A 19,368-nucleotide genomic window follows, 5' to 3' on the forward strand; every position below is an offset into this window, starting at 1 on the left:
CCCCGCGGGGGCATTCGATTTCGAGAATAGCACCGGATCGGCGCCGTTGGCGTCTGCCCGGCGCCGCGCCCGGAACGCAGAAATCCGTCTGCAAGTTCCGGGCCCTGGACCGCTCCGGGCGGCTTCGCCTGCGGAAACGACGCGCGCCGGGTCGTTGCCGCCCGGCGCGCGAGGGCCGAAGGATCCCGGCCAGTCGGCCGTTCGTTCAGGCAGACTGGATCGACTCGTCCGGACGGCGCTCCAGCACCTCGTCCACCAGGCCGTAGGCCTTGGAGTCCTGGGCGCTCTTGAAGTTGTCGCGCTCGGTGTCGCGGGCGATGGTCTCCAGCGACTGGCCGGTGTGCTTGGCCAGGATCTCGTTGAGCTTGTGGCGCAGGGTCAGGATCTCGCGGGCATGGATGTCGATGTCCGTGGCCTGGCCCTGGAAGCCGCCCAGCGGCTGGTGGATCATCACGCGCGAGTTCGGCAGCGCGTAACGCTTGCCGGCCGCACCGGCCGCCAGCAGCAGCGCGCCCATCGAGGCCGCCTGGCCGACGCAGATGGTGCTCACGTCCGGCTTGATGTACTGCATGGTGTCGTAGATCGCCATGCCGGCGGTGACCACGCCACCGGGCGAGTTGATGTAGAAGCTGATGTCCTTTTCGGGATTCTCGGCCTCGAGGAACAGCATCTGCGCCACGATCACGTTGGCCACGTGGTCGTCGACCGGCCCGACCAGGAAGATCACGCGCTCCTTGAGCAGGCGGGAATAGATGTCGTAGGCGCGCTCGCCGCGGCTGGTCTGCTCGACCACCATCGGAACGAGGTTCAAGGCCTTGGTCAGGTTATCCATGGAGTGAGGCACCTTGTCGTTGTTGGATCCGTCTCCCCCGCGAAGGGGACACGTGGATTGCGCTGGATCCCGCCTCACCGCACCGGCCGGCGCCCTGGGGCGCCGGACCGATGGCGAAACCGGGGACCGTTACTGCCGGATCGCGTCCTGGAAGGACAGGGCCTGTTCCGTGTGCTGGGCGCGCTCGGCGATCCAGTCGATCACCTGCTCTTCCATCACACGGGACTGCAGCCCAGCCATCATCTGGGGGTCGTTGCGGTACAACTCAATGACCTGCTCGGGCTCCTCGTAGGTGGAGGCGATCAGGCGCATGGTTTCCTGCACGCGCTTGGGGTCCAGGCGCAGTTCGTTGCGGCGGGCGACCTCGCCCACCAGCAGGCCGACCAGCACGCGCTTGCGCGCCGGGTCCAGGAACCCCTGGTAGGCGTCGTCCGGCACCTGCAGGTTCTGGCCCTGGCGGCGGGCCTGCTCGACCTGCTGGGCCAGCATGGAGCGGGCCTCGTTCTCGACCAGGCGCTCGGGCATCTCGACCGAGGCGTAGGCGGCGATCAGCTGCTCACCCACCTCGCGGCGCAGGCGGTTGGCCAGCGCGCCCTTGAGCTCGCGCTCCAAGTTGGTGCGGATATCGGCGCGGAACTGGGCCTCGTCGCCGCTCTTGACGCCGAAGCTCTTGATGAAGTCCTTGTCCACCGGCGGCAGCACCGAGGCGGACACGTCGGTCACCTTCAGGTGCACCTGGACGCTCTTGCCGGCCAGCTGCGGCACGCGCCAGTCGGCCGGGAAGGCGACGGTGATCTCTTTCTCCTCGCCCTTGGCCATGCCGACCAGGGCCTGCTCGATGTCGGCGAACATCACGCCAGAGCCGATCAGGGTCGCACCGGTCTCCACGCCCTCGGCGGGCAGGCGCTCGCCGCCGGCCTGCGACCAGGTCTCCAGCGCGACGCGGTCGCCCTCGGCGGCGGGACGGTCCACCGGCTCGAAGGTGCGGCGCTGCAGGCGCAGGTTCTCGATCATCTGGTCGATGTCGGCGTCGGTCACCTCGGCGGTGTGGCGCACGACGTTAAGCTTGGAGACGTCGATCTCGCCGAAGTCCGGCACCACCTCGAAGGTCGCGACCCACTCCAGCTCGCCCTCGCCGGCCGGCTCCAGACGCGGATTGCCGGCCAGCTGCAGGGCCTGTTCGCGCACCGCCGAGTCGAAGGTCTCGCGCAGCAGCCCGTCCAGAGCCTCGGCGCGCACCTGCTTGCCGAAGCGCTGCTCGATCACCTTGGCCGGCACCTTGCCCGGGCGGAAGCCCTTGATGCGCACGGTGCGGCTGAGCTCGCGCAGGCGGCCGCCGATGTGGTTGTCCAGGCGCTCGGCCGGCAGCGTGAAGCTCATGCGGCGCCCAAGGCTGCCGGTCGATTCGACGGAAACGGTCATCTCACTTAGCTCCTGCAACCGCGACGCAAGGCTGGTCGCGGGTCATCGTTGTTGAAGGTTGAAGGGGTTGCTTCGGACGCGGGCCGCGGATGCCGCGGTCGGGGCCCCTTGCCGAACGCGCTAGTTTCGCCGATCGGGCGCGGTTTGACCACAAATGCGTCCGTGCGCGTTGACAGGTGCACCCCGCATCCAGACAATACGCGTCCTTTCCGGCGGGCAACGTCGGTCAGGGACCGGCGAGTCGCCGGCCCGCACACGGTTTCCGGGGTATAGCGCAGTCTGGTAGCGCGCCTGCTTTGGGAGCAGGATGTCGGGGGTTCGAATCCCTCTACCCCGACCATCCAACGCGGTCCGATCGATGTAGTCCGGATGCGATCCAGCCGGGCGCCCGTAGCTCAACTGGATAGAGCACCGGCCTTCTAAGCCGGCGGTTACAGGTTCGATTCCTGTCGGGCGCGCCAATTCACCGGTGCACGAGGCTGGATGCGGTATCAGTGGTGGCTGTAGCTCAGTTGGTTAGAGTACTGGATTGTGATTCCAGATGTCGGGGGTTCGAGTCCCCTCAGCCACCCCACTTTCGCATCGGCTTTCTTCGACAAGGGTGTTGCACAAACCGAATCATCGCGTATACTGCGCGACCAGTTTTCGGGGCCGTTAGCTCAGTTGGTAGAGCAGTTGACTCTTAATCAATAGGTCCAAGGTTCGAATCCTTGACGGCCCACCAAACAGGAAGGCGTCCAGTGCTCTGGGCGCCTTCTTTCTTTTCCGGGTTCGCACGCCGTCCGCGCCGGCAGGCCGAAATGCAGCGCGCGACCATCGCTCGTCCCGGCCCACCCACCGGCGCATGCATCGCGAAGTCGGCACGCCGACCGCTAACAGCATCGTCAGCGCCGACTGTCTCAATGGACAGGTAGAATGCGCGCGACCTCATGCGAAAGTGGCGGAACTGGTAGACGCACTGGATTTAGGTTCCAGCGGGTAACCCCCGTGCGGGTTCGAGTCCCGCCTTTCGCACCAGCATCATTCGAAATATCGCCCAGGGAGGCAGCATGATCCGCAGCGGCAATCCGGCTCTGAAAGAGTCCACGTTCCTCGACCTCGGCACCGGCGCGGTGGTCACCCGCGACGGCGGGGCGATGACCCTGAACGGCACGGTCAACAAGACCGGCTTCCTGCTGCTGCTCAGCCTGCTGACCGCGGCCTTCGCCTGGAACCAGTCCACCATCACCCTGCCCAACGGCGAGATGGCGGCGGCCGCCGGCGCGGCGGTCTATGTGATCGGCGGCGCGATCGGCGGCTTCGTGCTGGCGCTGGTGACGGTGTTCAAGAAGGAGTGGTCGCCGGTCACCGCGCCGCTGTACGCGCTGGTGGAAGGCTTCTTCCTCGGCTCGGTCTCGGCGCTGTACGAAATGCGCTTCCACGGGGTGGTATTCCAGGCGGTGCTGCTGACCTTCGGCACGCTGTTCGCGCTGCTGATGGCCTATCGCAGCGGGCTGATCAAGGCGACCGAGAACTTCAAGCTGGGCGTGGTCGCGGCCACCGGCGGCATCATGGTGATGTACCTGGTGTCGATGGTGATGCAGCTGTTCGGCATGAACGTGTCCTACCTGCACGGCTCGGGCGTGGTCAGCATCGGCATCAGCCTGGTGGTCGTGGTGGTGGCGGCGTTGAACCTGGTGCTGGACTTCGATTTCATCGAATCCGGCGTGGACGCGGGCGCGCCCAAGTACATGGAGTGGTACGGCGCCTTCGGCCTGATGGTCACGCTGGTGTGGCTGTACGCGGAGTTCCTGCGCCTGCTGTCCAAGCTGCAGTCGCGGAACTGACGGGAATGGGGAATCGGGAGCGGAGAATCGTGAAAGCCCCTCCTCTCGCTCACTGACCGAAGTGCATACGAAAAAAGGGCGCCGTGAGGCGCCCTTTTTCGTTGCGGGGATGGCCAGGCTCAGAGGCGGCTGGCGATGGCCTTGGCGAAGCCCATGGTGTTGCCGGTGCCGCCCAGGTCCGGGGTGACCGAATCCTTGGCCTCCAGCGTGGCCACGATCGCCTTGCGCAGGCGCGTGGCGTTCTCCGGCTGGCCGATATGGTCGAGCAGCTGCGCGGCGGCGAGCAGCAGCGCGCAGGGATTGGCCTTGCCCTGCCCGGCGATGTCCGGCGCCGAGCCGTGCACGGCCTCGAAGATCGCGGCATTGGTGCCGATGTTGGCGCCCGGGGCCAGGCCCAGGCCGCCGACCAGGCCGGCGCACAGGTCCGAGAGGATGTCGCCGAACAGGTTGGTGGTCACGATGATGTCGAACTGCTCCGGACGCATCACCAGCTGCATGCAGGTGTTGTCCACGATCATCTCGTTGCACTCGATGTCGGGGTAGTCCTTGGCCACTTCGCGGCCGACCTTCAGGAACAGGCCCGAGGTCGACTTGATGATGTTGGCCTTGTGCACCAGGGTGACCTTCTTGCGGCCGGTGGCGCGGGCCAGGTCGAAGGCGTAGCGCACGATGCGCTCGGAGCCCTTGCGGGTCACGCGCGCCATCGACACCGCGGTTTCGCCGTCGGCGGAGACTTCCTGGCCCTCGCTCAGGTAGGCGCCCTCGGTGTTCTCGCGCACTGTGATCAGATCCACGCCGCTGCCGAAGCGCGACTTGGTGTTGGGGAAGGAGATCGCCGGACGCACGTTGGCGTACAGGTCGAAGTGGCGACGCATGGTCACGTTGATCGAGGTGAAGCCCTCGCCCACCGGCGTGGTCAGCGGGCTCTTCAGCGCGACCTTGTTCTTCTCGATCGACGCCAAGGTCGAGGCGGGCAGCAGGTCGCCGTGCTTCTCCAGCGCGACCAGGCCGGCGTCGGCTTCTTCATAGGTCAGGCCGGCCTTGAGCGCGTCGAGCACGTACAGGGTGGCTTCCATGATCTCCGGGCCGATGCCGTCGCCGCGGATGACCGTGATGGTTTGCGTCATTGAGGGGGTTCCAAGCTGTGGCGCGCTGCAGGAGTGGCGCGCGGGGTGCTCGCCAGTATGCCGGGTCGGCCGCTTGCCCTCAAATGCAACCATTGGCGTGGATGCCCTAAGTTCCTCTAAATCTTCAGAAAGCCGGCGATCTTGTCGTCAACAATCGTGAAACCATGAGTATGCCGATTCAGGTATGCATTAAGAATGCATACCTGAAGAGCCATGAAAAGTGCCGCCGTGCGCAGGATCGGGTCCTTAGCCGGGGTGCGGTGACGTGAATGCGCTACGCGCGCGGGAGGGGGCTCAAGCCTAAGCCCAGTGACCTGACGCGCGGCAGCGGGCCGGCGCGTGGGGCCGCGCCTGGCGAGGCATAAAGCCGAGCGCCCGAATCAGGGCAGGCTGCCCTGATTGAGGGGAAAGCGGCCCCCGCCCGCCGGACCGCTGCCCTTCCGAAGAACGCTCAAACGCAACGCGATCTCGGGAGCGCGAGAAGAACCTGTTCTTCGTGCTCGGAGCGAAAGTCCCTGGGTTTCCGCATTCGCGGGAACGACGATAGGGGTGTGCCAGGTGCGGCAGATGACCCGACAAAGAGAAAGGTGGACGCCGCCCACCCGACCGCTGCCCCGTTGAAGCCGAACCGCAACCTTTGCGAGCGGCAAGGCCCTCGCACCGAGCGCCCCGACCAGCAAAAGAACCGCCCGTCAGCCGTGATCGTGCGCGGCAGGCGCCGGCGCACCGCCTTCGAGCTGGTCGAGGAAATCCACGGCGCGCCGCAGGTGCGGGATCACGATCGAACCGCCCACCACCAGCCCGACCGAGAAGGTCTCGAAGAACTCCTCGCGGGTCACGCCGACCTCCTTGCACTGGGCCACGTGGTAGCTGATGCAGTCGTCGCAGCGCAGCACCATCGAAGCCACCAGGCCGAGCAGCTCCTTGGTCTTCACGTCCAGCGCGCCGGGCTGGTAGGTCTGCGTATCGAGCGCGAAGAACCGGCGCACGACCTGATTGGGCTCGGCCAGGATGCGCTGGTTCATGCGCTGGCGGAACTCGGTGAAGGCCTGCACGCGGTCGGCCTCGGTCTCCCCGCCCTGGCTCATGCCGCGTCCCCGGCCAGCAGCGGCTCGAGCTTGCCGGCACGGTGCAGCGCCATCATGTCGTCGTAGCCGCCGACGTGGGTCTCGCCGATGAAGATCTGCGGGACGCTGGTGCGCCTGGTGCGCGCCATCATCTTCTCGCGCTCGGCCGGATCGGTGTCGATGCGCACCTCGGTCCAGGTCTGGCCCTTGGACTTTAGGAAGTTCTTGGCGGCCACGCAGTACGGGCAGACGGCGGTGGAATAGAGGGTGATCTGGGGTGCGCTCATGGGGAATTCTCGGCACGTGGGAAGGTCTGAAGACGCATCATGGTGGCATGTCACCGGCGGACCAGAGGGCGCAATGCAACGCTGCGGATTAACCACGGATTCACCCCGGGACACAGGCGCACCGCCATGCTGCGCGGATTTCCGCCGATGCATCGAGGGATCGACCGCGTGCGCCTGACCCTGCTGGCCACCGCCCTGACCATGCTGATCGCCGCACCGCTGGCGTTCGCCCAGGCCGACAGGCTGCCCGACATCGGCTCATCGGCCGGTGAACTGCTCACCCCCGCCCGCCAGCAGCAGTACGGCGCGATGACCCTGCGCGAACTGCGCAACTACGGCTACCTGCTGGACGACCCGCTGATCGACGACTGGCTGGACCGCGTGGGCGGCAAGCTGGCGGCCAACAGCGACCGGCCCTCGCAGCCCTTCACCTTCTTCATGCTCCGCGACCGCCAGATCAACGCGTTCGCCACGCTGGGGGGCTACATCGCGGTCAATTCCGGCCTGGTGCTGACCGCCGAGCGGGAGGACGAAGTGGCGGCGGTGCTCTCGCACGAGATCGCGCACGTCACCCAGCAGCACGTGCTGCGCAGCGTCGAGCGCGCCCAGCGCGACCAGATCCCGATCCTGCTGGGCATGCTGGGCGCGATCATCGCCGCGCAGGCGGCCGGCGGCCATTCCAGCGGCGATGCGACCCAGGCCGCGGTGGTCAGCGGCATGGGGCTGATGCAGCAGCGCCAGATCGACTACACCCGCTCCAACGAGTCCGAGGCCGACCGCATCGGCATCCAGACCCTGGCCCGCGCCGGCTACGACCCCGACGCGATGGCCGGCTTCTTCAGCCGCATGGACCAGGCCATGCGCGCCAACAAGGGCGGCGAGCGCGAGCAGACACCCGACTACCTGCAGACCCACCCGGTCACCAGTTCGCGCATCAGCGAGGCCCACGACCGCGCCGAGCGGATCAAGCGCGAGAAGAACGTCATCACCACGGTCAGCACCCCGGGCGGCAAGATCGTCGAGTCCAGCCCGCGCGAGGGCGAGTACGCCGCCGGCGCGCGCAGCAACAACCCGCTGCTGCCCTTCCAGGTGACCCTGCCGCAGGCCAGCTTCGACAATGGCGCGACCGGGCTGTTCCAGTGGGCCAAGGAGCGCCTGCGCGTGCTCAGCGCCAACACGCCCGACCAGGCCATCCGCGAGTACGAGAGCATCCGCCGCAGCACCGGTGAACTGACCGAGCCCCAGCAGTACGGCCTGGCCCTGGCGCAGCTGCGCAACAACCAGGCCGGCGCCGCGGTGGCCGCCCTGACCCCGCTGCTGCAGCGCTCCCCCGGCAACCAGTGGCTGGGCATCGGCCTGGCCGAGGCCCAGGCCCGGGCCGGCGACGTGCCCGGCGCCAAGGCGCGCTTCAAGGAGCTGATGGCGCGCACGCCCAACAGCCGCGCCGTGGCCCTGGGGTACGCCCAGGTGCTCAACGGCCAGGGCGACCGCGCCGGCGGCCAGCAGGCCCAGGCCGTGCTGCAGCCGCTGCTGGACGCCAGCGCCCAGGACCCGATCTTCCAGCAGGCCTATGCCCGCGCCTGCGAGCTGGCCGGCGACGGGGTCCGGGCCGGCGAGGCCTACGCCCAGGTCGCCTACCTCAACGGCCGCCCCGAGCAGGCCCTGACCCAGCTGACCAACCTGAAGAAGCGCGAGGCGCTGGACTACTACGCCCGGGCCCGCATCGACGCCCGCATCGCCGCCATCACCCCCGAGGTGCTGGCCCTGCGCGATGCCGGGGTCAAGGATCCGGACCTGGACCGCAACCGCTGAGGGGCCGCGGGCGCACAGGCCCGCGGCGGGTGTCACAATCGAGTCACAAAATTGTCGTCTACTGCCGCACGTCCCCAATCGTCCGGCCCCGTCCCGTGCAGAAGCGCATCCTGATCGTCGATGATGAACCCGCCATCCGTGACATGGTGGCCTTCGCCCTGCGCAAGGGCGAGTTCGAGCCGGTGCACGCCGGCGATGCCCGTGAGGCCCAGGGCGCCATCGCCGACAAGGTGCCCGACCTGATCCTGCTGGACTGGATGCTGCCCGGCACCAGCGGCCTGGAGCTGGCGCGCCGCTGGCGCAAGGATGCGCTCACCCGCGAGGTACCGATCATCATGCTGACCGCGCGCGGCGAGGAAAACGACCGCGTCGGCGGCCTGGAAGCGGGCGTGGACGACTACGTGGTCAAGCCGTTCTCCGCGCGCGAACTGCTGGCCCGCATCCGCGCGGTCATGCGCCGCTCGCGCGAGGACGAGGAGGACGGCAGCATCGCCCTGGGCGCGCTGCGCATCGACGGCGCGGCGCACCGGGTGTTCGCCGAGGACACGCCGGTGCCGATCGGCCCGACCGAGTACCGCCTGCTGCACTTCTTCATGACCCATCCCGAGCGCGTCTACACGCGCACCCAGCTGCTCGACCACGTCTGGGGTGGCAGCGTCTATGTGGAGGAGCGCACCGTGGACGTCCACATCCGCCGCCTGCGCAAGACGCTCGAACCGCACGGCGTGGACAACATGGTGCAGACCGTGCGCGGCTCGGGCTATCGCTTCTCGGTCTCCACTTGAGGCCAGGAACGAGCGCCGAGGACCGAGGATCGCGTTGGCCGCTGCGCGGCCAGGACGTGCCAGCTTTCGCTCGCTCCTCGTTCCTCTTGGTTCGTTCCTCGTCCTGTCACGCGTTCTGACTCACAATCCCCACATGCCTCAGCACCTGCGCTCGGCCTGGAACCGCACCCTGTTCCGCCTCGCCACCCTGCTCCTGATCGTCGCGGTCGTCGGCTGGCTGGCGGGCGCGTTCTGGCCGGTGCTGGCGGTCGGCGCGCTGTGCGTGGTGGCCTGGCAGTTCCTGCGCCTGCGGGCGGTGCTGCGCCGGCTGACGGCACGCGCGCGGATCAAGCCGGCCGAAGGCGACGGCGTGTGGAACGAGCTGGACCGCCTGCTGCACCGTGGCCAGGTCGAGATGCGCACGCGCAAGCGGCGCCTGCTGGCGATGCTGCGCGCCTACCGCGCCGCGGCGGCCGCGCTGCCGGACGCGGTGGTGGTGATCGACCGCAACAGCCAGCGCGTGCAGTGGTTCAACAAGGCCGGCACCACGCTGCTGGGCCTGCGCCATCCGGCCGATCTGCATGCGCCGGTGGTCGATCGCCTGCAGCCGCTGCCGATGGCGCACTGGCTGAGCGCCGGGCGCAACGCCGAGCCGATGCTCGACGCCGCATCTCCGGTCAACCCGGACCTGCGCCTGAACCTGCGCCTGATCCCCTACTCGGACCAATACTGGCTGCTGGTGGCGCGCGATGTCAGCAAGCTCAACCGGCTGGAGGAGATGCGTCGCGACTTCGTGGCCAACGTCAGCCACGAGCTGCGCACGCCGCTGACCGTGGTGCACGGCTACCTGGACATGCTCGACGCCGACGAGATGCCCGAGTGGAAGCCGATCCTGGACGAGATGCAGAAGCAGTCCGCGCGCATGACCCAGCTGGTCGAGGACCTGCTGACGCTCTCGCGCCTGGAAGTGCAGGACAGCCTGGCCGACGACGCCATCGCCATGGCCCCGATGCTGGCCACGCTGCGGCGCGAGGCCGAGGCGCTCAGCCGCGGCCGCCAGACCGTGGTGGTGGAAGACAGCGGCGACATCGACCTGCGCGGCTCCAACAAGGAACTGCACAGCGCCTTCTCCAACCTGGTCAGCAACGCGGTGCGCTACACCCCGGCCGGCGGCACGATCACCATCAGCCTGGCCCATGAGGGCGCCGGCGCGGTGCTGAGCGTGCGCGACACCGGCTACGGCATCCCCGCCGCGCACCTGCCGCGCGTCACCGAGCGCTTCTACCGCGTGTCCACCAGCCGCTCGCGCGAGAGCGGCGGCACCGGCCTGGGCCTGTCCATCGTCAAGCACGTGCTGAACCTGCACCAGGCGCGGCTGGAGATCGAGAGCGCCGTCGGCCAGGGCAGCACCTTCTCGGTCCACTTCGGCCCGGCGCGCGTGCAGCCGCGCGAAACCGCCTTCCCCTTTCCGCAGAGCCTGCCCGCATGATCGCCGCCGTCGAGCCGAACCTTGAAGTCGCAGATCCGCTGCGCGATGCGTCGCTGTACTTCAACCGCGAGCTGTCGCAGCTGGACTTCAATTTCCGCGTGCTGGCCCAGGCGCTGGACGGGAACGTGCCGCTGCTAGAGCGGCTGCGCTTCCTGTGCATCAGCTGCACCAACCTGGACGAGTTCTTCGAGATCCGCGCCGCCACCGTGCGCCACGCGCAGGACTTCGGCCTGCCGCCGGGGCCCGACGGCCTGACGCCGGCCGCGGTGCTGGCGCGCATCCACGACCGCGCCGCCGAGCTGGTCGATGCCCAGTACAAGTGCTGGAACCAGGTGCTGCGCCCGGCGCTGAACGAGGCCGGCGTGCGCGTGCTCAGCCAGTCGGTGTGGAACGCGCGCCAGAAGCGCTGGCTGCGCGCCTACTTCCGCAACGAGATCATGCCGGTGCTCTCGCCGCTGGGCCTGGACCCCTCGCACCCGTTCCCGCGCATCCTCAACAAGTCGCTCAACATCGTGGTGGTGCTCAAGGGCAAGGACGCGTTCGGCCGCGCCGGCCACATGGCCATCGTGCGTGCGCCGCGCTCGCTGTCGCGCATCATCCACCTGCCCCAGCGCGTGTCCGGCGGCGAGCACGACTTCGTGCTGCTCTCCAGCGTGCTGTCGGCGTTCGTGGACGACCTGTTCCCGGGCATGGAGGTCAAGGGCGCCTACCAGTTCCGCGTCACCCGCAACTCCGAGCTGGTGGTCGACGAGGAGGACGTGGAGAACCTGGCCCTGGCCCTGCGCGATGAGCTGGCCGGCCGCGGCTACCGCCCGGCGGTGCGCCTGGAGATCGCCCACGACTGCCCCAAGGCCATCGTCAACACGCTGCTGGAGAACTTCAGCCTGACCGAGAACGCGGTCTACCGCATCGACGGCGCGGTCAATCTCAACCGCGTGATCCAGGTTTACGACCTGGTGCAGCGCCCTGAGCTGAAGTACCCGCCCTTCACCCCGCGCCAGCTGCGCGATGGCGATGCGATGTTCGAGACGGTGGCCGACGGCGACGTGCTGCTGAGCCATCCCTTCGATGCCTTCACCCCGGTGCTGGAGCTGCTCAAGCAGGCCGCCACCGATCCCAACGTGCTGGCGATCAAGCAGACGCTGTACCGCACCGGCAAGGACTCGGCCATCGTCGATGCGCTGGTGCTGGCCGCGCGTAACGGCAAGGACGTCACCGTCGTGGTGGAACTGCGCGCGCGCTTCGACGAGGAGGCCAACCTGGGCCAGGCCGACCGCCTGCAGGCCGCCGGCGTGCAGGTGGTGTACGGCGTGGTCGGCTTCAAGACCCACGCCAAGATGCTGCTGATCGTGCGCCGCGAGGGCCGCAAGCTGCGCCGCTACGTTCACCTGGGCACCGGCAACTACCACGCCGGCACCGCGCGCGCCTACACCGACCTGGGGCTGATCACCGCCAACCAGGACATCGGCAACGACGTGCACCTGCTGTTCCAGCAGCTCTCCGGGCTGGCGCCGACCACCAAGCTCAAGCTGCTGCTGCAGTCGCCCTTCACCCTGCACCCGGGGATGATCAAGAAGATCGAGCGCGAGGCGCGCTTCGCCCGCGCCGGGCGGCCGGCGCGGATCATCATCAAGGTCAACGCGATCAACGAGCCGCGCGTGATCCGCGCGCTGTACGCCGCCTCGCAGGCCGGCGTGCAGATCGACCTGATCGTGCGCGGCGCCTGCACCGTGCGCCCGGGCGTGCCGGGCGTGTCGGAGAACATCCGGGTGCGCTCGATCGTCGGGCGCTTCCTGGAGCACAGCCGCGTGTACTGGTTCGGCAACGACGGCGATCCGGAGCTGTACTGCGCCAGCGCCGACTGGCTTGAGCGCAATCTGCTCAACCGGGTCGAGGCCTGCTTCCCGATCCTGGACGAGAAGCTGTCCGCGCGCGTGTTCCGCGACCATCTGCAGAACTACCTGGACGACAACACCAACGCCTGGGAGCTGGATACCAACGGGGTCTACCACAAGCTCTCGCCCGGTCCGGACCAGGCGCCGCATTCGGCGCAGGGCACGCTGCTGGCCAAGCTCTGAGGCCGTGCCCGCCGGTCCAGGCACGGACGAGGGAGCGGCTTCGGCTACCATGCGCGCCATGCCTTTCACGCTCCTCGAGACCCTTTCCAGCCCGCTGCAGGACAACGACCAGCTGGCCGCCGTGGACCTGGGGTCCAACAGCTTCCACATGGTCGTGGCCCGCTACACCCAGGGCCAGCTGCGCGTGATCGATCGCCTGCGCGAGACCGTGCGCATGGCCGACGGCCTGGACGCGCGCGGCGGACTGTCGCAGGAGGCTCACCAGCGCGCGATCGACTGCCTGTCGCGCTTCGGCCAGCGCATCCGCGAGCTGCCCGCCTCGCGCGTGCGCGCGCTGGCGACCAACACCGTGCGCCGGCTGGCGCTGCCGCAGAGCTTCCTGGTGCCGGCCGAGGCCGCGCTCGGCCACGCCATCGAAGTGGTATCCGGCCGCGAGGAGGCGCGCCTGATCTACCTGGGCGTGGCCCAGGCGCAGCCACCGAAGCCGGGTACGCGCCGGCTGGTGATCGACATCGGCGGGGGCTCCACGGAATTCATCATCGGCAGCGGCCTGCAGCCGCTGGAGCGCGAGAGCGTCCAGGTCGGCTGCATCGCCAGCACGCGGCGCTTCTTCCCCGGCGGCAAGCTCTCGCGCAAGCGCTGGATGTCGGCCCTGACCGAGATCACCGCCGAGCTGCAGCAGTTCGCCCAGCAGTACCGCGCGCTGGGCTGGCAGGAGGCGATCGGTTCGTCGGGCACGGCCAAGGCCATCGGCGACATCTGCGCGGCCATGAAGCTCACCAAGGGCGCGATCACCGCCGAGGCCCTGCCCCAGGTGCGCGACCGCCTGCTGCAGGCCGAACGCGTGGACCAGATCGACCTGCCGAGCCTGAGCAAGGACCGCCAGCCGATCATCGCCGGCGGCGTGCTGGTGATGGAGGCGGCGTTCCAGGCGCTGGGCATCGACCGGATGATGGTCAGCAAGGCGGCCATGCGCGAAGGCATCCTGTACGACATGCTCGGCCGCCGCGGCAGCGACGACCCGCGCGAGCTGTCGGTGGCCACGATGATGCAGCGCTACGGCGTGGACACCGAGCAGGCCGACCGCGTGGATGCCACGGCGCAGCGGCTGTTCGAGCAGGTCGCCAAGGTCTGGGACCTGGGCGAGGACGACGCCCGCCTGCTGCACTGGGCCGCCCGCCTGCACGAGATCGGCCAGGCCGTCGCGCACAGCCAGTACCACGTGCACGGCGCCTACCTGCTGGAGCATTCGGATATCGCCGGCTTCTCGCGCCAGGAACAGCTGATGCTGGCCGCGTTGGTGCGCACGCACCGCCGCGGCATTCCCAAGACGGCCTTCGACGCGCTGCCGGACCGCCGCATCCCGGCGGTCCGGCGCCTGGCGGCGCTGCTGCGCCTGGCGGTGCTGCTGCACCGGGCGCACGACGCCACGCCCATTCCGACCCTGGAACTGACCGCGGACGGCGATACGCTGCGCCTGCTCCTGGACAAGCAGTGGATCGACGCCCGCCCCCTGCTGCGCGCGGACCTGATCGGCGAATCGGACGATATGCCCGGCCTGGGCGTGGCCTTCAAGCCCTTCGTCACCTGACCGCCGCGATCGTCGCCCCACCCGGCGCGTCTCCTGTACAGCGATTCTGACCGACTTGCGCCCGGCGCTGGTCGCTTGTAACAGCGGCCAATGTTACGTTTGGCTGAACTAAACAGGCAGGACCGCGCTGGTGTCGACGTTCCTGTGCCTGGCATCGGCGATGTCCACGGAGGGCCTGCTGCATGGTGCACGACAAGTCGGAAGACCTCATCCAACGGGTGCTGACGCAGATCACGTCGGCGTCGATCTCGATCGACCGCAACATCGAGAAGATCCTGGGCGTGCTGCGCGACCACCTGCAGATGGACGTGGCCTTCGTGTCCGAATTCGGCTCGCGCGATCGCATCTTCCGCCACGTCATCAACCCGGTGGGACGCGTGGTCATCAATCGCGGCGACACCATGTCCATGGACGCCGGCTACTGCCCGCGCGTAGTTGATGGCCGGCTGCCGTCGCTGATTCCCGACACTGCCCGCGTCCCCGAGGCGATGCGGCTCTCGGAAACGACGGACATCCCGATCGGCTCGCACCTGAGCGTGCCGATCCAGCTCTCCGATGGCAGCGTCTATGGCACATTCTGCTGTTTCGGCTTCGCGCCCAAGCCCACGCTGGACGAGCGCGATCTGCACGTGATGCGCGCCCTGGCCCAGCTGGTCGCGCTGCAGGTCGAAGGGGATCTGGATGCGGTGCGCCACCACAACGAGAAGCTCGCGCGCATCAGCGACGTGCTGGAAATGGGCCAGCCGCGCGCCGTCTATCAGCCCATCTACCGGCTGCACGATCGCGCCCTGATCGGCGTCGAATGCCTGTCGCGCTTCGACATGGAGCCCAAGCGCTCGCCCGACGCGTGGTTCAACGAGGCCAAGGAGATCGGCCTGGGCATGCGCCTGGAGATCAACGCCATGCTGACCGCGCTGGATGGCCTGCGCGACATGCCCGGCGATTTTTATGTCTCGGTCAACATTTCGCCGCAGACCCTGGTCGCCCAGGACATCCTGGACTACCTGGATGTGATCGAAGCCGACAGGCTGGTGCTGGAGCTGACCGAGCATGCGCTGGTGGACGACTACCCGCCGCTGCAGGTGATCATCGAGCGCCTGCGCGCGGCCGGCGTGCGCTTCGCGGTGGACGACGCCGGCGCCGGCTACTCCAGCATGCGCCACATCCTCACCCTGCACCCGGACATCATCAAGATGGACATCAGCCTGACGCGCGAGATCGACCGCGACCGCGCGCGCCAGGCGATGGCCGCGGCGATCGTCGGCTTCGGCCGCCAGACCGGTAGCCATATCACCGCCGAAGGCGTCGAGACACGCGAGGAACTGGAGGCGCTGCAGTCGCTCGGCGTCGACCAGGGCCAGGGCTACTACCTGTCCCATCCGCTGGGGCAGGACGACCTGCGCACCCTGCTGCGCCCCGATACCGCCCTCCCCTGATCCGCGCCCGCGACCCGTCGTGGCTTTCATGCAACTGACATCGCGCTGACATCGGCGCTGCATCCACGCCTCCCACCCTGTGTCAAACCCGGGAGGCGCCCATGCGCTACGCGATCGTCACCGAGACCTATCCGCCGGAAGTCAACGGCGTGGCCCTGACCGTGCAGGGCCTGGAAGACGGCCTGCGCCAGCGCGGCCACCACGTCAGCGTGGTGCGCCCGCGCCAGGAGGGAACCGGCGACGCCTCCCCGGACACCCTACTGGTGCGTGGCGCGGGCCTGCCGCGCTATCCCGGCCTGCGCTTCGGCCTGCCGGCGCCGCTGCAGCTGAAGGAGCACTTCCGCGCCTTCGCCCCCGACGCGATCTACGTGGCCACCGAGGGCCCGCTGGGCTGGTCGGCGCTGCACGCCGCCCGGCGCCTGGGCATCCCGGTGGCGACCGGCTTCCACACGCGCTTCGACCACTACATGGGCGACTACGGGCTGCCCTGGCTGCAGCCGGTCGCGCTGGGCTGGATGCGCCGTTTCCACAACCGCGGCAACGCCACGCTGGTGCCGACCCACGAACTGGCGCAGTGGCTGCAGCACCAGGGCTTCGGCAAGGTCAAGCGCCTGGCGCGCGCGGTGGATACCGGCCAGTTCCATCCGGAATTCCGCAGCGACGCGCTGCGCGCGCTGTGGGGCGCGGGCGAGGCCACGCCGGTACTGCTGTCGGTGGGGCGCATCGCCGCCGAGAAGAACCTGGGCCTGGCGGTCGAGGCCTTCCGCGCCCTGCAGGCGCGCGTGCCGCAGGCGCGCATGGTCTGGGTGGGCGATGGCCCGGAACGCGCGGCGCTGCAGCAGGCCCATCCGGATTTCGTGTTCTGCGGCGTGCAGCGCGGCGCCGAGCTGGCGCGGCACTACGCCAGCGCCGATCTGTTCGTGTTCCCCAGCCGCAGCGAGACCTTCGGCAACGTGACCCTGGAAGCCATGGCCAGCGGCCTGGCGACGGTGGCATTCGACTCCGGCGCAGCGCGCGAGCATCTGCGCAGCGGCCTGCACGGCGCGGCGGTCGCCGAGGACGCGCAGTTCGTGGCATCGGTGCTGGAACTGGGCGGCGACGTACAGCGGCTGCGCGCGATGGGCGCCGCGGCGCATCAGGCGGTGCAGGCATTGCAGCCGGCCCAGGTCGCCGCTGACTTCGATGCCCTGCTGGCAGGGCTGGCCCATCCCCGCGAGGAGCCCGCCGATGCGCTCGCCGTCTGAACTCTCACTGCCGCGCGAAGCCCACGTGTGCCTGCTGGCCAACCGCCTGGGCCGCCGCAGCGATGTGCGGCGCTTCTTCGCCATCGTCAGCCGCCTGGGCGACGGCGTGTTCTGGTACGCGCTGATGGGCGCGCTGATCGTGTTCGACGGCTGGCACGGCCTGGCCGCGGCGGCGCACCTGGCGGCGACCGGCGCGATCGCGCTGGTGCTGTACAAGGGCCTCAAGCGCTGGACCCGGCGGCCGCGGCCGTTCGCGTCGGATGTGCGCATCCAGGCCTGGGTGGCGCCGCTGGACGAGTTCTCCTTCCCCTCCGGCCACACCCTGCATGCGGTGGCCTTCACCCTGGTGGCGCTGGCGCATTACCCGGCGCTGGCGCCGCTGCTGCTGCCCTTCACCGCCTGCGTGGCGACCTCGCGCGTGGTGCTGGGCCTGCACTATCCCAGCGATGTGCTGGCGGCCACCGCGATCGGCATCGGCCTGGCCGCGCTGGCGCTGTGGGTGGTGCCGGGGGTCAGCCTGTTCGCCTGAGGGCGCCGCGCCAGGCTCAGGCTTCCCACTGCTCCACTTCCACCGCAGGCAGCAGCGGACGCAGGGCCTCGCCACCGGGCTGGGAAAGCAGCTTCTGCGCGTCGCTGCGCGCCATGTCCAGGGTCAGGCGCCAGCCGGCTTCTTCGTGGGCCTCGCCGCGCACGGCCTCCAGATCGAACAGGCGGGCACGCAGCCGGCCGGCGCTGGACGGCAGCAGCACTTCGCCGCGGATGCGTTCCAGGCCCAGGCGCTGGGCGAGCGCGTCCTGCAGCAGGTCCAGGCCGACGCCGTCGCGGGCGCTGATCCACACCCGCTCGCGCGCCAGGCCGAGCGTGCCGGGCTCGGTCGTCTCGTCAGGCGCGCCCTCGGGCGCGTCGTGGCGCGGCTGTGCGCCCTCGATGCGGTCGATCTTGTTGAACACCAGCAGCTGCGGGATGTCGCCGGCGCCGATCTCGTTCAACACCAGGTCGACCTGGGCCATGCGCTCCTCGCGCAGCGGATCGGCCGCGTCGACCACGTGCAGCAACAGGTCGGCCTCGCGCGCCTCGGACAGGGTGGAACGGAAGGCGGCGACCAGCTCGTGCGGCAGATCGCGCACGAAGCCGACCGTGTCGGCCAGCACCACCGCGCCGCCGGCCAGGTTCACCCGGCGCACGGTGGGATCCAGCGTGGCGAACAGCTGGTCGGCCGCATACGCCTCCGCGCCGGTCAGCGCGTTGAACAGAGTCGACTTGCCGGCGTTGGTATAGCCGACCAGCGCCACCCGCGGCAGTTCGCTGCGCACGCGCGCCCGGCGCATCTGGGTGTGCTGCACCTCGACCTTTTCCAGCCGCTTCTGCAGCTGGTCCACGCGCTTCTGCAGCAGGCGGCGGTCGGTTTCCAGCTGGGTCTCACCCGGGCCGCGCAGGCCGATGGAGCCGCCGCGCTGGCGCTCCAGGTGAGTCCAGCCGCGCACCAGGCGCGTGGCGATGTGCTTGAGCTGGGCCAGCTCGACCTGCAGCTTGCCTTCGTGGCTGCGCGCGCGCTGGGCGAAGATGTCCAGGATCAGCCCGGTGCGGTCCAGCACGCGGCGCTCCAGGGCCTTTTCCAGGTTGCGCTCCTGGCCCGGGGTCAGGGCGTGGTTGACCAGGATCAGGTCGGCGCCGGTCGCGTCGGCCGCGGCCTTGACCTCCTCCAGCTTGCCGCTGCCGATGAAGGTCGAGGGGCTGGGGCGGTCGGCGCGGGCGGTGACGAGCGCGGCGATGGTCGCGCCGGCCGAGCGCGCCAGCTCGGTGAACTCCTCGGCGGCGTCCTCGTCACTGGAGGCGGCGGCGGTTCCCCCGCGCACCGGCTGGATCAGCAGGGCGTGTTCGCCCCGGCGGGAACGTTCGAACAACTCGGTCGGCATCGGTCACGGCAATCACGGACAAGGTCCACAGGATGGTGGCGACCATGCCCGGCTTCAACCGCCGGCGGGCGCCCGCGGCGCCCGTTCCGACCAATGGACGCCCGACGCTGATGCGGGCGACAAGGGGGGATTACTCGTCTTCGGGATCGTCCGAGGCCGGTTCAGCACCGTCCGCGCCCGGCTGGACGTAGCCACCGCCCGGCCCCACGCGCACGTTGCGCGCCGGCACCACGGTGGAGATGGCGTGCTTGTAGACCATCTGGCTGACGGTGTTGCGCAGCAGGACCACGAACTGGTCGAACGACTCGATCGTGCCCTGCAGCTTGATGCCGTTGACCAGGTAGACCGAGACCGGAACCCGCTCGCGCCGCAGCGCGTTGAGGAAAGGATCCTGCAGGGATTGCCCCTTGGACATGCGAATGCTCCCGCCCATTCTTTCGATGGGACTGTTCTTGTAATGGGCCGGCGCGGTGACTG

General features: G+C 69.1%; 16 protein-coding genes and 5 tRNA genes. 14 read left to right on the top strand and 7 right to left on the bottom strand.

The window, feature by feature from the left end:
• Positions 1 to 205: 205 nt before the first annotated feature.
• Both clpP and tig read right to left on the bottom strand, forming a co-directional pair.
• Positions 206 to 832 carry an ATP-dependent Clp endopeptidase proteolytic subunit ClpP gene (gene clpP / locus LAJ50_RS14330; RefSeq protein ID WP_130519989.1) on the bottom strand — a complete coding sequence of 209 codons (627 nt, stop codon included), beginning with the start codon at positions 830 to 832 and terminating at the stop codon, positions 206 to 208.
• 129 nt (positions 833 to 961) lie between these two features.
• On the bottom strand, positions 962 to 2,254 hold the full coding sequence (gene tig, locus LAJ50_RS14335; RefSeq protein ID WP_138651474.1) for a trigger factor: 1,293 nt from the start codon (positions 2,252 to 2,254) through the stop codon (positions 962 to 964).
• A 263-nt stretch (positions 2,255 to 2,517) separates the two neighbouring features.
• Here tig and LAJ50_RS14340 point away from each other — a divergent pair.
• The 6 genes from LAJ50_RS14340 to LAJ50_RS14365 all read left to right on the top strand — a co-directional run bounded on the left by LAJ50_RS14340 (position 2,518) and on the right by LAJ50_RS14365 (position 4,080).
• A tRNA-Pro gene (locus LAJ50_RS14340) sits at positions 2,518 to 2,594 on the top strand.
• 44 nt (positions 2,595 to 2,638) lie between these two features.
• Positions 2,639 to 2,715 (top strand) — tRNA-Arg (locus LAJ50_RS14345).
• Between the two features lie 36 nt (positions 2,716 to 2,751).
• Positions 2,752 to 2,828 (top strand) — tRNA-His (locus tag LAJ50_RS14350).
• 74 nt (positions 2,829 to 2,902) lie between these two features.
• Positions 2,903 to 2,978: transfer RNA gene (locus tag LAJ50_RS14355), tRNA-Lys, on the top strand.
• A 207-nt stretch (positions 2,979 to 3,185) separates the two neighbouring features.
• Positions 3,186 to 3,271 (top strand) — tRNA-Leu (locus LAJ50_RS14360).
• Between the two features lie 35 nt (positions 3,272 to 3,306).
• Positions 3,307 to 4,080, top strand: a complete 774-nt coding sequence (locus tag LAJ50_RS14365; protein WP_138651558.1) for a Bax inhibitor-1/YccA family protein — start codon at positions 3,307 to 3,309, stop codon at positions 4,078 to 4,080.
• Positions 4,081 to 4,199: 119 nt separating this feature from the next.
• Here LAJ50_RS14365 and LAJ50_RS14370 read toward each other — a convergent pair whose 3' ends face one another.
• The 3 genes from LAJ50_RS14370 to grxC form a co-directional block, all read right to left on the bottom strand.
• A complete protein-coding gene (locus LAJ50_RS14370) occupies positions 4,200 to 5,207 on the bottom strand; it encodes an isocitrate dehydrogenase (RefSeq protein ID WP_138651476.1) in 1,008 nt (335 codons plus the stop codon).
• A 692-nt stretch (positions 5,208 to 5,899) separates the two neighbouring features.
• A complete protein-coding gene (locus tag LAJ50_RS14375; RefSeq protein ID WP_138651478.1) occupies positions 5,900 to 6,295 on the bottom strand; it encodes a carboxymuconolactone decarboxylase family protein in 396 nt (131 codons plus the stop codon).
• Positions 6,292 to 6,561 (bottom strand): glutaredoxin 3, encoded by a 270-nt coding sequence (gene grxC, locus LAJ50_RS14380; protein ID WP_130519979.1) that lies wholly within the window; start codon positions 6,559 to 6,561, stop codon positions 6,292 to 6,294. The genes LAJ50_RS14375 and grxC overlap by 4 nt, the downstream gene beginning before the upstream one ends.
• Positions 6,562 to 6,708: 147 nt before the next feature.
• Between grxC and LAJ50_RS14385 the strand changes: the two genes are divergently transcribed.
• The 8 genes from LAJ50_RS14385 to LAJ50_RS14420 all read left to right on the top strand — a co-directional run bounded on the left by LAJ50_RS14385 (position 6,709) and on the right by LAJ50_RS14420 (position 17,504).
• A complete protein-coding gene (locus LAJ50_RS14385; protein ID WP_224096329.1) occupies positions 6,709 to 8,373 on the top strand; it encodes a M48 family metalloprotease in 1,665 nt (554 codons plus the stop codon).
• A 95-nt stretch (positions 8,374 to 8,468) separates the two neighbouring features.
• Entirely contained in the window at positions 8,469 to 9,158 is a 690-nt protein-coding gene (gene phoB, locus LAJ50_RS14390; protein ID WP_130519977.1) for a phosphate regulon transcriptional regulator PhoB, read from the top strand.
• A gap of 133 nt (positions 9,159 to 9,291) precedes the next feature.
• Positions 9,292 to 10,626, top strand: a complete 1,335-nt coding sequence (phoR, locus tag LAJ50_RS14395) for a phosphate regulon sensor histidine kinase PhoR (protein ID WP_138651480.1) — start codon at positions 9,292 to 9,294, stop codon at positions 10,624 to 10,626.
• Positions 10,623 to 12,704 carry a polyphosphate kinase 1 gene (gene ppk1, locus LAJ50_RS14400; protein ID WP_138651482.1) on the top strand — a complete coding sequence of 694 codons (2,082 nt, stop codon included), beginning with the start codon at positions 10,623 to 10,625 and terminating at the stop codon, positions 12,702 to 12,704. The genes phoR and ppk1 overlap by 4 nt, the downstream gene beginning before the upstream one ends.
• Positions 12,705 to 12,762: 58 nt before the next feature.
• On the top strand, positions 12,763 to 14,295 hold the full coding sequence (gene ppx, locus LAJ50_RS14405; RefSeq protein WP_138651484.1) for an exopolyphosphatase: 1,533 nt from the start codon (positions 12,763 to 12,765) through the stop codon (positions 14,293 to 14,295).
• Between the two features lie 182 nt (positions 14,296 to 14,477).
• On the top strand, positions 14,478 to 15,731 hold the full coding sequence (locus tag LAJ50_RS14410; RefSeq protein ID WP_130549842.1) for an EAL domain-containing protein: 1,254 nt from the start codon (positions 14,478 to 14,480) through the stop codon (positions 15,729 to 15,731).
• A 101-nt stretch (positions 15,732 to 15,832) separates the two neighbouring features.
• Positions 15,833 to 16,975 (top strand): glycosyltransferase family 1 protein, encoded by a 1,143-nt coding sequence (locus LAJ50_RS14415; protein ID WP_138651486.1) that lies wholly within the window; start codon positions 15,833 to 15,835, stop codon positions 16,973 to 16,975.
• On the top strand, positions 16,959 to 17,504 hold the full coding sequence (locus tag LAJ50_RS14420; protein WP_138651488.1) for a phosphatase PAP2 family protein: 546 nt from the start codon (positions 16,959 to 16,961) through the stop codon (positions 17,502 to 17,504). The genes LAJ50_RS14415 and LAJ50_RS14420 overlap by 17 nt, the downstream gene beginning before the upstream one ends.
• A gap of 16 nt (positions 17,505 to 17,520) precedes the next feature.
• On the opposite strand, the gene hflX is transcribed toward LAJ50_RS14420, so the two are convergent.
• Complete coding sequence (hflX, locus tag LAJ50_RS14425) at positions 17,521 to 18,879, bottom strand: ribosome rescue GTPase HflX (protein ID WP_130549845.1); 1,359 nt, start codon at positions 18,877 to 18,879, stop codon at positions 17,521 to 17,523.
• Positions 18,880 to 19,021: 142 nt separating this feature from the next.
• Positions 19,022 to 19,306, bottom strand: a complete 285-nt coding sequence (hfq, locus tag LAJ50_RS14430) for an RNA chaperone Hfq (RefSeq protein ID WP_130549846.1) — start codon at positions 19,304 to 19,306, stop codon at positions 19,022 to 19,024.
• Positions 19,307 to 19,368 lie beyond the last annotated feature (62 nt).

Origin of the sequence: Pseudoxanthomonas sp. X-1 (genome assembly GCF_020042665.1) — a bacterium.
Classification (GTDB): Bacteria; Pseudomonadota; Gammaproteobacteria; order Xanthomonadales; family Xanthomonadaceae; genus Pseudoxanthomonas_A; species Pseudoxanthomonas_A spadix_A.

Bases quoted from the DNA above. Each gene is read 5' to 3' on its own strand.
- grxC (WP_130519979.1), bottom strand. From the start codon at position 6,561: ATGAGCGCACCCCAGATCACCCTCTATTCCACCGCCGTCTGCCCGTAC.
- LAJ50_RS14415 (WP_138651486.1), top strand. From the start codon at position 15,833: ATGCGCTACGCGATCGTCACCGAGACCTATCCGCCGGAAGTCAACGGC.
- tig (WP_138651474.1), bottom strand. From the start codon at position 2,254: ATGACCGTTTCCGTCGAATCGACCGGCAGCCTTGGGCGCCGCATGAGC.
- hfq (WP_130549846.1), bottom strand. From the start codon at position 19,306: ATGTCCAAGGGGCAATCCCTGCAGGATCCTTTCCTCAACGCGCTGCGG.
- phoR (WP_138651480.1), top strand. From the start codon at position 9,292: ATGCCTCAGCACCTGCGCTCGGCCTGGAACCGCACCCTGTTCCGCCTC.
- ppk1 (WP_138651482.1), top strand. From the start codon at position 10,623: ATGATCGCCGCCGTCGAGCCGAACCTTGAAGTCGCAGATCCGCTGCGC.
- LAJ50_RS14420 (WP_138651488.1), top strand. From the start codon at position 16,959: ATGCGCTCGCCGTCTGAACTCTCACTGCCGCGCGAAGCCCACGTGTGC.
- LAJ50_RS14370 (WP_138651476.1), bottom strand. From the start codon at position 5,207: ATGACGCAAACCATCACGGTCATCCGCGGCGACGGCATCGGCCCGGAG.
- LAJ50_RS14375 (WP_138651478.1), bottom strand. From the start codon at position 6,295: ATGAGCCAGGGCGGGGAGACCGAGGCCGACCGCGTGCAGGCCTTCACC.
- ppx (WP_138651484.1), top strand. From the start codon at position 12,763: ATGCCTTTCACGCTCCTCGAGACCCTTTCCAGCCCGCTGCAGGACAAC.
- LAJ50_RS14385 (WP_224096329.1), top strand. From the start codon at position 6,709: ATGCATCGAGGGATCGACCGCGTGCGCCTGACCCTGCTGGCCACCGCC.
- clpP (WP_130519989.1), bottom strand. From the start codon at position 832: ATGGATAACCTGACCAAGGCCTTGAACCTCGTTCCGATGGTGGTCGAG.
- LAJ50_RS14410 (WP_130549842.1), top strand. From the start codon at position 14,478: ATGGTGCACGACAAGTCGGAAGACCTCATCCAACGGGTGCTGACGCAG.